The sequence below is a fragment of the Pseudomonas sp. 25 R 14 genome (assembly GCF_900004755.1).
Classification (GTDB): domain Bacteria; phylum Pseudomonadota; class Gammaproteobacteria; order Pseudomonadales; family Pseudomonadaceae; genus Aquipseudomonas; species Aquipseudomonas brenneri.
The window spans coordinates 16183-28467 of sequence record NZ_CVTS01000031.1 but is presented as its reverse complement, the minus strand read 5'-3'; the positions used below and the strand labels follow the sequence as shown (position 1 = coordinate 28467).

Sequence of the window (12285 nt, the reverse complement as noted above, 5' to 3'; positions counted from 1 at the left end):
TTAACCCTCGACACGCAGCATGTAGTAAGCCTTGTTGATCATCCCGCGATTCTCGGGAGTATCCTGGACTTCTACAGTGTGACCGATGCGACGCAGACCCAAACCCTTAACGCACAATTTGTGGTTAGGGATGCGGCCGGTCATGCTTTTGATCAGCGTTACTTTAACGGTAGCCATGATCAGAAGATCTCCTTGACGCTTTTGCCACGCTTGGCGGCAATGGATTCAGGAGACTGCATAGCTTTCAAACCCTTGAAAGTGGCGTGAACCACGTTTACCGGGTTAGTCGAGCCGTAGCACTTGGCCAGAACGTTCTGAACGCCAGCAACTTCGAGGACAGCACGCATAGCGCCGCCAGCGATGATACCGGTACCTTCAGAAGCAGGCTGCATGTACACCTTCGAAGCGCCGTGAGCGGACTTCATTGCGTACTGCAGAGTGGTGCCGTTCAGGTCAACTTGGATCATGTTGCGACGAGCAGCTTCCATTGCCTTCTGGATCGCAGCAGGCACTTCACGCGACTTGCCACGGCCGAAGCCAACACGGCCCTTACCATCACCTACCACGGTCAACGCGGTGAAAGTGAAGATACGGCCGCCTTTAACGGTTTTGGCTACGCGGTTAACTTGAACCAGCTTCTCAATGTAGCCTTCGTCGCGCTTTTGGTCGTTATTTGACATAACTTAGAACTCCAGCCCAGCTTCACGAGCAGCATCAGCCAGCGCTTTCACGCGGCCGTGGTACTTGAAGCCAGAGCGGTCGAAAGCCACTTGCGAGACGCCAGCGGCCTTAGCACGCGTAGCGACCAGCTGGCCAACCTTAGTGGCCGCGTCGATGTTGCCAGTGGCACCATCACGCAGTTCTTTATCCAAAGTCGAGGCGCTTGCCAGGACTTTGTTGCCGTCGGCCGAGATGACCTGGGCGTAGATGTGCTGCGACGAGCGGAACACGCAGAGACGCACGACTTCGAGTTCGTGCATTTTCAGGCGTGCTTTGCGAGCGCGACGCAGTCGAGTAACTTTTTTGTCGGTCATTTGCTATGCCCTACTTCTTCTTGGCTTCTTTACGACGGACGACTTCGTCCGCGTAGCGCACACCTTTGCCTTTGTACGGCTCTGGTGGACGGAAGTCGCGGATCTCGGCAGCCACTTGACCTACCAGCTGCTTATCGATGCCCTTGATCAGGATATCGGTCTGGCTAGGAGTTTCAGCGGTGATGCCTTCCGGCAGTTCGTAATCCACTGGGTGCGAGAAGCCAAGGGCCAGGTTCAAAACCGTGCCTTTTGCTTGCGCTTTGTAACCAACACCGACCAGCTGGAGCTTGCGCTCGAAGCCTTGGCTTACGCCTTGGACCATGTTGTTTACCAACGCACGCGTGGTACCGGCCATTGCGCGAGTTTGTTGATCGCCATTGCGAGCAGCGAAACGCAGCTCACCAGCTTCTTCAACGATCTCAACGGACGAATGGATGTTCAGTTCAAGAGTACCCTTGGCACCCTTCACCGAAAGCTGTTGGCCTGCGAATTTTACTTCGACACCGGCTGGCAGCTTAACGGGGTTCTTAGCGACGCGAGACATGCTTATCCCCCCTTAGAACACAGTGCAAAGAACTTCGCCGCCGACACCGGCAGCGCGCGCAGCACGATCCGTCATCACACCTTTGTTGGTGGAGACGATAGACACGCCAAGACCGCCACGAACTTTCGGCAGATCTTCAACGGACTTGTACTGACGCAGGCCTGGACGGCTAACGCGCTTCACTTCCTCGATGACCGGACGGCCTTCGAAGTACTTCAGCTCGATGGACAGCAGTGGCTTGATTTCGCTGCTGATCTGATAACCCGCAATGTAACCTTCGTCTTTCAGGACTTTGGCAACAGCTACCTTCAACGTGGAAGATGGCATGCTTACGACGGACTTTTCAGCCATCTGGGCATTACGGATACGAGTTAGCATGTCCGCTAACGGGTCCTGCATACTCATGGGCTAGACGCTCCTAATACAAAAAAATTAGCCTTGCGGCTACATATGTCACCGAGAATCTCCGGGCATAAAACACACGGGCTCAGGCGAGCCGCGTATTTTAGACACACTGCGGAAATGAAACAAGCCCCAAAAGGGGCTTGTTCCAGATTCTAGGCCACCGGTGGTCAGTATCTTGCGATCCTGGCCACCTGGACTTCGAAAGTACTTACCAGCTGGCTTTAACCAGACCTGGTACGTCACCACGCATTGCCGCTTCACGCAGTTTGTTACGGCCAAGGCCGAACTTGCGGTAAACGCCGTGTGGACGACCGGTCAGGCGGCAGCGGTTACGCATGCGCGAAGCGCTTGCGTCACGTGGCTGCTTCTGCAGAGCTACTGTAGCTTCCCAACGCGCTTCTGGACTTGCGTTCAGATCAACGATGATAGCTTTCAGTGCTGCACGCTTCTTGGCGTACTTGGCAACCGTGAGCTGACGCTTCAGCTCGCGGTTTTTCATGCTCATCTTGGCCATGGTCCTACTCCAATCAGTTGCGGAACGGGAATTTGAACGCACGCAGCAGAGCGCGGCCTTCATCATCGTTCTTGGCAGTGGTGGTCAGGGTGATGTCCAGACCGCGGAGAGCATCGATCTTGTCGTAGTCGATTTCCGGGAAGATGATCTGCTCTTTCACGCCCATGCTGTAGTTACCACGACCATCGAAGGACTTGGCATTCAGGCCGCGGAAGTCGCGAACCCGAGGCAGGGAGATCGACAGCAGACGATCCAGGAACTCGTACATACGCTCACGGCGCAGAGTCACTTTGACACCGATCGGCCAACCTTCACGGACTTTAAAGCCAGCGATGGATTTCCGAGCGTAAGTCACAACGACTTTTTGACCGGTGATCTTTTCCAGGTCAGCAACAGCGTGCTCGATGACTTTTTTGTCGCCGATCGCTTCGCCCAGACCCATGTTCAGGGTGATTTTGGTAACGCGCGGAACTTCCATCACGTTCGAAAGCTTAAGTTCTTCCTTAAGCTTCGGAGCGATTTCCTTCCGGTAAATCTCTTTTAGTCGTGCCATGGTCTTATCTACCTAGCAGTGTTCAAGCATCAACCGCTTTTTGGGTCGACTTGAAGACACGAATTTTCTTACCGTCTTCTACTTTGAAACCAACGCGGTCAGCCTTGTTGGTTTCGCCATTGAAGATGGCGACGTTAGAAGCGTGCAATGGCGCTTCTTTCTCGACGATACCGCCCTGTACGCCCGACGCGGGGTTAGGCTTGGTATGACGCTTGACCAGGTTCAGACCACCAATGACCAGACGGTCATCAGCAAGAACCTTCAGCACCTTACCGCGCTTACCTTTGTCTTTGCCGGCGATCACGATGATCTCGTCGTCACGACGAATCTTTTGCATGTCGGATCTCCTTACAGCACTTCTGGGGCGAGCGAGACGATCTTCATGAACTTCTCAGTACGAAGTTCACGGGTCACTGGCCCAAAGATACGGGTGCCGATCGGCTCTTGCTTGTTGTTCAGAAGAACAGCAGCGTTGCCATCAAAGCGGATAATGGAGCCATCAGCACGGCGTACGCCGTGACGAGTGCGGACTACAACAGCAGTCATCACTTGGCCTTTTTTCACTTTACCGCGAGGAATTGCTTCCTTGACGGTAACTTTGATGATGTCACCGATACCAGCGTAACGACGATGGGAGCCACCCAGCACCTTGATGCACATAACACGGCGAGCGCCGCTGTTATCGGCCACATCGAGCATGGATTGAGTCTGAATCATATAATTTCTCCGACCCCTAGTCCTTAGACTTCCACAGCGCGTTCGAGAACATCAACCAGTGCCCAAGACTTGGTCTTGGCCAGCGGACGAGTTTCACGAATAGTGACTTTGTCGCCGATGTGGCACTGATTGGTTTCGTCGTGCGCGTGCAGCTTAGTCGAACGCTTAACATATTTACCGTAGATCGGGTGCTTAACGCGACGCTCGATCAAAACGGTGATGGTTTTGTCCATCTTGTCGCTGACAACACGGCCAGTCAGCGTACGGACAGTCTTTTCGGCTTCAGCCATGATCACTTACCTGCCTGCTGGTTGAGCACAGTCTTCACGCGAGCGATGTCACGCTTAACTTGCGAGAGCAGATGAGACTGCCCCAACTGGCCAGTTGCTTTCTGCATACGCAGATTGAACTGGTCGCGCAGCAGGCCGAGCAGTTGCTCGTTCAGCTGCTGTGCGGATTTTTCACGAAGTTCATTCGCTTTCATCACATCACCGTCCGTTTAACAAAGGCGGTGGCGAGCGGCAGCTTTGCAGCAGCCAGGGCAAAAGCCTCACGCGCCAGCTCTTCAGTTACACCCTCGATTTCATACAGGACTTTGCCTGGCTGAATCTGGGCTACCCAGTATTCCACGTTACCCTTACCTTTACCCATCCGAACCTCAAGAGGCTTTTTGGAGATCGGCTTGTCCGGGAATACACGGATCCAGATCTTGCCGCCACGTTTTACGTGACGGGTCAGTGCACGACGCGCTGACTCGATCTGACGAGCGGTGAGACGACCACGAGCTACAGACTTCAGCGCGAACTCGCCGAAGCTGACTTTGCTACCGCGCTGAGCCAGACCACGGTTGTGGCCTGTCATCTGCTTGCGGAACTTCGTACGCTTAGGTTGCAACATTTGGCGTACCCCTTACTTAGCAGCTTTTTTACGAGGCGCTGGTGCTTGTGGTTTCAGTTCTTCTTGGCGACCACCAATTACTTCGCCTTTGAAGATCCAAACCTTTACACCGATCACACCGTAAGTGGTGTGAGCTTCGTAGTTGGCATAGTCGATGTCGGCACGCAGGGTGTGCAACGGCACACGACCTTCGCGATACCATTCAGTACGTGCGATTTCAGCACCGCCGAGACGACCGCTCACTTGGATTTTGATGCCCTTGGCACCAATACGCATGGCGTTTTGCACGGCGCGCTTCATAGCACGACGGAACATTACGCGGCGCTCCAGCTGCTGAGCTACGCTCTGCGCAACCAGCATACCGTCGAGCTCCGGCTTGCGGATCTCTTCGATATTGATGTGCACAGGCACACCCATTTGCTTGGTCAGGTCCTGACGCAGTTTCTCAACATCTTCACCTTTCTTCCCGATAACGATACCTGGACGAGCGGTGTGGATGGTGATACGTGCAGTTTGGGCCGGACGATGGATATCGATACGGCTTACGGACGCGCTTTTTAGTTTGTCTTGGAGATACTCACGCACCTTCAGATCAGCGAACAAATAGTCCGCATAAGTCCGACCGTCTGCGTACCAGACGGAGGTGTGCTCCTTGACGATTCCCAGGCGAATGCCAATGGGATGTACTTTCTGACCCATCTCTTCGACTCCGTTACTTGTCAGCAACCTTGACAGTGATATGGCAAGACCGCTTGACGATGCGATCAGCACGGCCTTTGGCACGCGGCATGATACGCTTCAGCGAACGCCCTTCGTTGACGAAAACGGTGCTGACCTTCAGGTCATCAACGTCTGCGCCTTCGTTATGCTCGGCGTTGGCTACGGCCGACTCCAGCACTTTCTTCATGATCTCGGCGGCTTTCTTACTGCTGAAAGCCAACAGGTTGAGCGCTTCGCCCACCTTCTTCCCGCGGATCTGGTCGGCGACCAAGCGGGCTTTCTGGGCGGAGATTCGAGCGCCCGACAACTTAGCGGCTACTTCCATTTCCTAACCCCTTAACGCTTGGCTTTCTTGTCTGCCACGTGCCCACGGTAAGTGCGGGTACCGGCAAACTCGCCCAGTTTGTGGCCGACCATGTCTTCGTTAACGAGAACTGGGACGTGTTGGCGACCGTTGTGTACTGCGATGGTCAAACCGACCATTTGTGGCAGGATCATAGAACGGCGCGACCAGGTCTTAACTGGTTTGCGATCGTTCTTTTCCGCCGCCACTTCGATCTTCTTCAGTAGGTGAAGATCAATAAAAGGACCTTTTTTCAGAGAACGTGGCACTGTCGTATCCCTCTATTTACTTGCGACGACGGACGATCATTTTGTCGGTACGCTTATTACCACGAGTCTTCGCGCCCTTAGTCGGGAAGCCCCATGGCGATACCGGATGACGACCACCAGAGGTACGACCTTCACCACCACCGTGTGGGTGGTCAACCGGGTTCATGGCAACACCACGAACGGTTGGGCGAACGCCACGCCAGCGTTTGGCACCAGCTTTACCCAGCGAACGCAGGCTGTGCTCGGAGTTCGAGACTTCGCCCAGGGTCGCACGGCATTCAGCCAGCACTTTACGCATCTCACCAGAACGCAGACGCAGGGTCACGTAGACACCTTCACGAGCGATCAGCTGAGCCGAAGCACCAGCGGAACGAGCGATCTGTGCGCCTTTACCTGGCTTCAATTCGATGCCGTGTACGGTGCTACCAACTGGAATGTTACGCAGTTGCAGAGCGTTGCCCGGCTTGATCGGTGCCAGAGCACCTGCGATCAGCTGGTCGCCAGCACTCACGCCTTTAGGCGCGATGATGTAGCGACGCTCGCCATCTGCGTACAGCAGCAGAGCGATGTGAGCAGTACGGTTTGGATCGTATTCGATACGCTCGACAGTGGCAGAGATGCCATCTTTGTCGTTGCGACGGAAATCGACCAGACGATAATGCTGCTTATGGCCACCACCGATGTGACGAGTGGTAATGCGACCATTGTTGTTACGACCACCAGTCTTCGATTTCTTCTCGAGCAGCGGTGCGTGAGGAGCGCCTTTATGCAGCTCCTGGTTGACCACCTTGACCACAAAACGGCGGCCAGGGGAAGTCGGTTTGCATTTAACGATTGCCATGATGCACCCCTTCCTTACTCAGCACTGCTGCTGAAATCGAGATCTTGGCCTGGCTGAAGGGAGATAACTGCCTTCTTCCAGTCATTACGCTTGCCCAGACCGCGAGCAGTGCGCTTGCTCTTACCCAGAACATTCAGGGTAGTAACACGCTCTACTTTCACGCTGAACAGGCTTTCGACGGCCTTCTTGATTTCCAGCTTGGTTGCGTCAGTTGCAACCTTGAAAACGAACTGGCCTTTCTTGTCAGCCAGAACCGTAGCCTTTTCGGAAACGTGCGGGCCAAGCAGAACTTTAAATACGCGTTCCTGGTTCATCCCAGCAGCTCCTCGAATTTCTTCACGGCCGACACGGTGATCAACACCTTGTCGTATGCGATCAGACTAACTGGATCGGAACCTTGCACGTCACGTACATCAACGTGTGGCAGGTTGCGAGCAGCCAGGTACAGGTTCTGATCAACAGCTTCGGACACGATCAGAACGTCGGTCAGATTCATGTTGTTCAGCTTGCCCAGCAGATCTTTGGTTTTCGGACCTTCAACAGCGAAGTCTTGAACCACGACCAGACGATCAGTACGCACGAGTTCAGCAAGGATGGAGCGCAGTGCTGCGCGGTACATCTTCTTGTTGAGCTTCTGAGAGTGATCCTGTGGACGAGCTGCGAAAGTGGTACCGCCACCACGCCAGATTGGGCTACGGATAGTACCGGCACGAGCACGGCCAGTACCTTTCTGACGCCAAGGGCGCTTACCGCCACCACGAACGTCGGAACGGGTCTTTTGCTGCTTGCTACCTTGACGGCCGCCGGCCATGTAGGCCACGACTGCTTGGTGAACGAGCGTCTCGTTGAATTCGCCGCCAAATGTCAGTTCGGAAACTTCGATCGCTTGAGCGTCATTTACATTTAATTGCATGTCAGCTTCCCCTTAACCGCGAGCCTTGGCCGCTGGACGTACAACCAGGTTGCCGCCAGTAGCGCCAGGAACAGCACCCTTGACCAACAACAGATTGCGTTCAGCGTCGACGCGCACTACTTCGAGGGACTGCACGGTCACGCGCTCAGCGCCCATATGACCGGACATTTTTTTGCCCTTGAATACACGACCAGGAGTCTGGCACTGGCCAATAGAGCCCGGGACGCGGTGGGAAACGGAGTTACCGTGAGTGTTGTCTTGGCCACGGAAATTCCAACGCTTGATCGTACCCTGGAAGCCTTTACCCTTGGACTGACCGGTTACATCAACCAGTTGACCAGCGGCGAAGATTTCAGCGTTGATCAGATCGCCAGCCTGGTAGTCGCCATCTTCAAGACGGAACTCCATGACAGTACGACCAGCTGCAACGTTTGCTTTAGCGAAGTGACCTGCTTGAGCAGCAGTCACGCGCGAAGCACGACGCTCGCCGACAGTGACTTGCACTGCACGATAGCCATCGGTCTCTTCAGTTTTGAACTGGGTGACGCGATTCGGTTCGATCTCAATGACCGTGACCGGAATGGAGACACCTTCTTCGGTGAAAATACGGGTCATACCGCATTTACGACCGACTACACCAATAGTCATGTTGTAAACCTCATGAGTGTACGGGGCTTTCACCCGCTATGGCCGCCCATTTCAGAGCGTTACACGACTAAGACCCGAGTCTTAGCCGAGGCTGATCTGTACTTCCACACCGGCCGCCAGATCAAGCTTCATAAGTGCATCAACGGTTTTATCCGTTGGCTGGACGATGTCCAGAACGCGCTTATGAGTACGGATCTCGTACTGGTCACGCGCGTCTTTGTTGACGTGCGGGGAGACCAGAACGGTGAACCGCTCTTTGCGGGTAGGCAGTGGAATAGGACCACGCACTTGTGCCCCAGTACGTTTCGCGGTTTCCACGATTTCCTGGGTGGATTGGTCGATCAGGCGATGGTCAAAAGCCTTCAACCTGATACGGATTTGCTGATTTTGCATTGGATTTCAGACTCCGGCTGCTATTCCCAGCGAGCGCAATACGCCCGTTAAAAGGAGGCGCAATTCTATAGACGCCCCAGATAGGTGTCAACCCAATAAAAAAGGCCTCCGCTAAGCGGAGGCCTTCTCAAAAAACCGAGCTATCTCAGAAGAGATAATTACTCGATGATTTTAGCTACAACACCAGCACCAACGGTACGGCCGCCTTCACGGATTGCGAAGCGCAGACCGTCTTCCATAGCGATGGTCTTGATCAGGGTGACAACCATTTTGATGTTGTCGCCTGGCATTACCATTTCTACGCCTTCCGGCAGTTCGCAGTTACCGGTTACGTCGGTAGTACGGAAGTAGAACTGTGGACGGTAGCCTTTGAAGAACGGAGTGTGACGACCGCCTTCTTCTTTGCTCAGCACGTACACTTCAGCTTCGAACTTGGTGTGCGGCTTAACCGAACCCGGCTTAACCAGAACCTGGCCACGCTCAACGTCGTCACGCTTGGTACCACGCAGCAGAACGCCGCAGTTCTCGCCAGCACGACCTTCGTCGAGCAGCTTACGGAACATTTCAACACCGGTGCAGGTGGTGACGGTAGTGTCACGCAGACCAACGATTTCCAGTGGATCTTGAACCTTGACGATACCGCGCTCGATACGACCAGTTACAACAGTACCGCGACCGGAGATCGAGAATACGTCTTCGATTGGCATCAGGAACGGCTTGTCGATAACACGAACTGGATCTGGGATGTAGCTGTCCAGAGTCTCAACCAGTTTACGAACGGACGTGGTGCCCATTTCGTTATCGTCTTTGCCTTCCAGAGCCATACGAGCAGAACCGATGATGATCGGAGTGTCGTCACCTGGGAAGTCGTAAGTGCTCAGCAGATCGCGCACTTCCATCTCAACCAGTTCCAGCAGCTCAGCGTCGTCTACCAGGTCAGCCTTGTTCAGGTAAACCACGATGTACGGAACGCCAACCTGACGGGACAGCAGGATGTGCTCACGGGTTTGTGGCATCGGACCATCAGCGGCCGAACAAACCAGGATAGCGCCGTCCATTTGAGCAGCACCGGTGATCATGTTCTTCACATAGTCAGCGTGACCTGGGCAGTCAACGTGAGCGTAGTGACGGATCAGCGAGTTGTATTCAACGTGAGCGGTGTTGATGGTGATACCACGAGCTTTTTCTTCTGGCGCGCTGTCGATTTTATCGAAATCAACGATTGCGGAACCGAATACTTCGGAGCAAACGCGAGTCAGAGCAGCAGTCAGAGTGGTTTTACCGTGGTCAACGTGACCGATGGTGCCAACGTTGACGTGCGGTAGGGAACGATCAAATTTTTCTTTAGCCACGACAATTAACTCCTTGCCTAAAGGACTGAATCAGCCTTGTTTTTTGGATACAGTTTCAGCGATATGCGCCGGAGCTGTGTTGTATTTTTTGAATTCCATAGAGTAGCTTGCGCGACCCTGGGACATGGAGCGAACGTCGGTCGCATAACCGAACATCTCACCCAACGGAACCTCGGCGCGAATCACTTTGCCGGAAACCGTGTCTTCCATACCCAAGATCATGCCGCGACGACGGTTAAGGTCGCCCATGACATCACCCATATAGTCTTCAGGTGTAACAACTTCTACCGCCATGATTGGCTCAAGCAACTCACCACCGCCCTTCTGGGCCAGTTGCTTGGTTGCCATGGAAGCAGCCACCTTAAACGCCATCTCGTTGGAGTCGACGTCGTGGTAAGAACCGTCAAAAACGGTTGCTTTCAGGCCGATCAGCGGATAGCCGGCAACAACACCGTTCTTCATCTGCTCTTCGATGCCCTTCTGGATAGCAGGGATGTATTCCTTAGGAACCACACCACCTACTACTTCGTTCACGAATTGCAGACCTTCCTGACCTTCGTCAGCAGGAGCAAAACGGATCCAGCAGTGACCGAACTGACCACGACCGCCGGACTGACGAACGAACTTGCCTTCGATTTCACAATTCTTCGTGATGCGCTCACGATAGGAAACCTGAGGCTTACCGATGTTGGCTTCGACGTTGAACTCACGGCGCATCCGGTCAACCAGGATGTCCAGGTGCAGCTCGCCCATGCCGGAGATGATCGTTTGACCAGTCTCTTCATCAGTCTTGACACGGAAAGATGGATCTTCCTGAGCAAGCTTGCCCAGAGCGATACCCATTTTTTCCTGGTCATCCTTGGTCTTAGGCTCTACGGCAACCGAGATAACCGGCTCCGGGAAGTCCATGCGAACCAGGATGATTGGCTTGTCAGCGTTGCACAAGGTTTCACCAGTGGTGACGTCCTTCATGCCGATCAAGGCCGCGATGTCACCAGCGCGTACTTCCTTGATTTCTTCACGGGCGTTTGCGTGCATTTGCACCATACGACCCACGCGCTCTTTTTTACCTTTAACCGAGTTGATCACGCCGTCGCCGGAGTTCAACACGCCCGAGTAAACACGGACGAAGGTCAAGGTACCCACGAATGGGTCAGTGGCAATTTTAAATGCCAAAGCGGAGAACGGTTCTGCGTCGTCTGCATGACGCTCCAGCTCGATAGTCTCGTCATCCGGGTCAGTACCCTTGATGGCAGGAATATCAACTGGCGCTGGCAGGTAGTCGATCACAGCATCGAGAACCAGGGGAACGCCCTTGTTCTTGAACGAGGAACCGCAAACAGCCAAGACGATCTCACCAGCGATAGTACGCTGACGCAGAGCGGCCTTGATTTCCACGTTGGTGAGCTCTTCACCTTCGAGGTACTTGTTCATCAGCTCTTCGTTGGCTTCGGCCGCAGCTTCAACCATGTTGTTGCGCCATTCGTCAGCCAGTTCCTGCATATCAGCAGGGATTGGCTTGCGAACAGGAACCATACCTTTGTCAGCATCGTTCCAGTAAACAGCTTCCATGGTCAGCAGATCGATCTGCCCCTGGAAATTGTCTTCAGAACCGATGGCCAATTGGATTGGAACCGGGGTATGACCCAAACGCTGCTTGATCTGACCGATCACGCGCAGGAAGTTGGCACCAGCACGGTCCATCTTGTTTACGTAAACAAGACGTGGAACGCCGTACTTGTTGGCTTGACGCCATACGGTTTCCGACTGAGGCTCAACACCCGAGGTACCGCAGAACACAACGACAGCGCCGTCGAGTACGCGCAGGGAACGTTCAACTTCAATGGTGAAGTCTACGTGGCCCGGGGTATCGATTACGTTGAAGCGGTGCTCATCTTTGTACTGCTTCTCGGAACCCTTCCAGAAGGCGGTAATAGCAGCAGAAGTAATGGTAATACCACGCTCCTGCTCCTGAACCATCCAGTCTGTGGTCGCGGCGCCATCATGCACCTCGCCCATCTTGTGACTTTTGCCGGTGTAAAACAGTACGCGCTCGGTGGTGGTGGTTTTACCAGCATCCACGTGAGCAACGATACCGATGTTACGGTAGCGGCTAATCGGAGTAGTACGAGCCATAAAGCC

General features: G+C 54.1%; 22 protein-coding genes. All 22 read right to left on the bottom strand.

Annotated features, from left to right (window positions below; all coding sequences use genetic code 11):
- The 22 genes from rpmD to fusA all read right to left on the bottom strand — a co-directional run bounded on the left by rpmD (position 1) and on the right by fusA (position 12279).
- Complete coding sequence (rpmD, locus tag BFQ03_RS07275) at positions 1-177, bottom strand: 50S ribosomal protein L30 (RefSeq protein WP_003176408.1); 177 nt, start codon at positions 175-177, stop codon at positions 1-3.
- Positions 178-179: 2 nt separating this feature from the next.
- Complete coding sequence (rpsE, locus tag BFQ03_RS07270; RefSeq protein WP_003186035.1) at positions 180-680, bottom strand: 30S ribosomal protein S5; 501 nt, start codon at positions 678-680, stop codon at positions 180-182.
- Between the two features lie 3 nt (positions 681-683).
- On the bottom strand, positions 684-1034 hold the full coding sequence (rplR, locus tag BFQ03_RS07265; RefSeq protein ID WP_003186037.1) for a 50S ribosomal protein L18: 351 nt from the start codon (positions 1032-1034) through the stop codon (positions 684-686).
- Positions 1035-1044: 10 nt separating this feature from the next.
- Entirely contained in the window at positions 1045-1578 is a 534-nt protein-coding gene (gene rplF, locus BFQ03_RS07260) for a 50S ribosomal protein L6 (RefSeq protein ID WP_003176412.1), read from the bottom strand.
- 12 nt (positions 1579-1590) lie between these two features.
- On the bottom strand, positions 1591-1983 hold the full coding sequence (gene rpsH, locus BFQ03_RS07255; RefSeq protein WP_017848802.1) for a 30S ribosomal protein S8: 393 nt from the start codon (positions 1981-1983) through the stop codon (positions 1591-1593).
- A gap of 208 nt (positions 1984-2191) precedes the next feature.
- Positions 2192-2497 (bottom strand): 30S ribosomal protein S14, encoded by a 306-nt coding sequence (rpsN, locus tag BFQ03_RS07250; protein WP_003176414.1) that lies wholly within the window; start codon positions 2495-2497, stop codon positions 2192-2194.
- Positions 2498-2510: 13 nt separating this feature from the next.
- Positions 2511-3050: a 50S ribosomal protein L5 gene (rplE, locus tag BFQ03_RS07245; protein ID WP_003210069.1), complete on the bottom strand. Its 540-nt coding sequence runs from the start codon at positions 3048-3050 to the stop codon at positions 2511-2513.
- Between the two features lie 22 nt (positions 3051-3072).
- The gene (gene rplX / locus BFQ03_RS07240) at positions 3073-3387 is read right to left on the bottom strand and encodes a 50S ribosomal protein L24 (RefSeq protein WP_029299388.1); all 315 of its coding nucleotides are present in this window, start codon (positions 3385-3387) and stop codon (positions 3073-3075) included.
- An 11-nt stretch (positions 3388-3398) separates the two neighbouring features.
- Positions 3399-3767, bottom strand: coding sequence for a 50S ribosomal protein L14 (gene rplN, locus BFQ03_RS07235; RefSeq protein WP_002555479.1), 369 nt, complete (start codon positions 3765-3767; stop codon positions 3399-3401).
- A gap of 23 nt (positions 3768-3790) precedes the next feature.
- Entirely contained in the window at positions 3791-4057 is a 267-nt protein-coding gene (rpsQ, locus tag BFQ03_RS07230) for a 30S ribosomal protein S17 (RefSeq protein WP_003176419.1), read from the bottom strand.
- Between the two features lie 2 nt (positions 4058-4059).
- Positions 4060-4251, bottom strand: a complete 192-nt coding sequence (gene rpmC, locus BFQ03_RS07225; protein ID WP_002555481.1) for a 50S ribosomal protein L29 — start codon at positions 4249-4251, stop codon at positions 4060-4062.
- Positions 4251-4664: a 50S ribosomal protein L16 gene (gene rplP / locus BFQ03_RS07220; protein ID WP_003232424.1), complete on the bottom strand. Its 414-nt coding sequence runs from the start codon at positions 4662-4664 to the stop codon at positions 4251-4253. Before rplP ends, rpmC begins: the two co-directional genes overlap by 1 nt.
- Before the next feature lie 12 nt (positions 4665-4676).
- Complete coding sequence (gene rpsC, locus BFQ03_RS07215; protein WP_003176422.1) at positions 4677-5363, bottom strand: 30S ribosomal protein S3; 687 nt, start codon at positions 5361-5363, stop codon at positions 4677-4679.
- A 13-nt stretch (positions 5364-5376) separates the two neighbouring features.
- Complete coding sequence (rplV, locus tag BFQ03_RS07210) at positions 5377-5709, bottom strand: 50S ribosomal protein L22 (RefSeq protein WP_003103908.1); 333 nt, start codon at positions 5707-5709, stop codon at positions 5377-5379.
- A gap of 11 nt (positions 5710-5720) precedes the next feature.
- On the bottom strand, positions 5721-5996 hold the full coding sequence (rpsS, locus tag BFQ03_RS07205) for a 30S ribosomal protein S19 (RefSeq protein ID WP_002555486.1): 276 nt from the start codon (positions 5994-5996) through the stop codon (positions 5721-5723).
- A 16-nt stretch (positions 5997-6012) separates the two neighbouring features.
- A complete protein-coding gene (gene rplB, locus BFQ03_RS07200) occupies positions 6013-6837 on the bottom strand; it encodes a 50S ribosomal protein L2 (protein ID WP_003176423.1) in 825 nt (274 codons plus the stop codon).
- 14 nt (positions 6838-6851) lie between these two features.
- Positions 6852-7151, bottom strand: coding sequence for a 50S ribosomal protein L23 (gene rplW, locus BFQ03_RS07195; RefSeq protein ID WP_002555488.1), 300 nt, complete (start codon positions 7149-7151; stop codon positions 6852-6854).
- Entirely contained in the window at positions 7148-7750 is a 603-nt protein-coding gene (rplD, locus tag BFQ03_RS07190; protein ID WP_029299292.1) for a 50S ribosomal protein L4, read from the bottom strand. The genes rplW and rplD overlap by 4 nt, the downstream gene beginning before the upstream one ends.
- 12 nt (positions 7751-7762) lie before the next feature.
- Positions 7763-8398: a 50S ribosomal protein L3 gene (gene rplC, locus BFQ03_RS07185; protein WP_003194649.1), complete on the bottom strand. Its 636-nt coding sequence runs from the start codon at positions 8396-8398 to the stop codon at positions 7763-7765.
- 81 nt (positions 8399-8479) lie between these two features.
- Positions 8480-8791: a 30S ribosomal protein S10 gene (gene rpsJ, locus BFQ03_RS07180; RefSeq protein WP_003186070.1), complete on the bottom strand. Its 312-nt coding sequence runs from the start codon at positions 8789-8791 to the stop codon at positions 8480-8482.
- Positions 8792-8949: 158 nt separating this feature from the next.
- On the bottom strand, positions 8950-10143 hold the full coding sequence (gene tuf / locus BFQ03_RS07175) for an elongation factor Tu (protein WP_003176426.1): 1194 nt from the start codon (positions 10141-10143) through the stop codon (positions 8950-8952).
- A 30-nt stretch (positions 10144-10173) separates the two neighbouring features.
- Positions 10174-12279, bottom strand: a complete 2106-nt coding sequence (fusA, locus tag BFQ03_RS07170) for an elongation factor G (protein WP_003232412.1) — start codon at positions 12277-12279, stop codon at positions 10174-10176.
- Between the last annotated feature and the right edge of the window lie 6 nt (positions 12280-12285).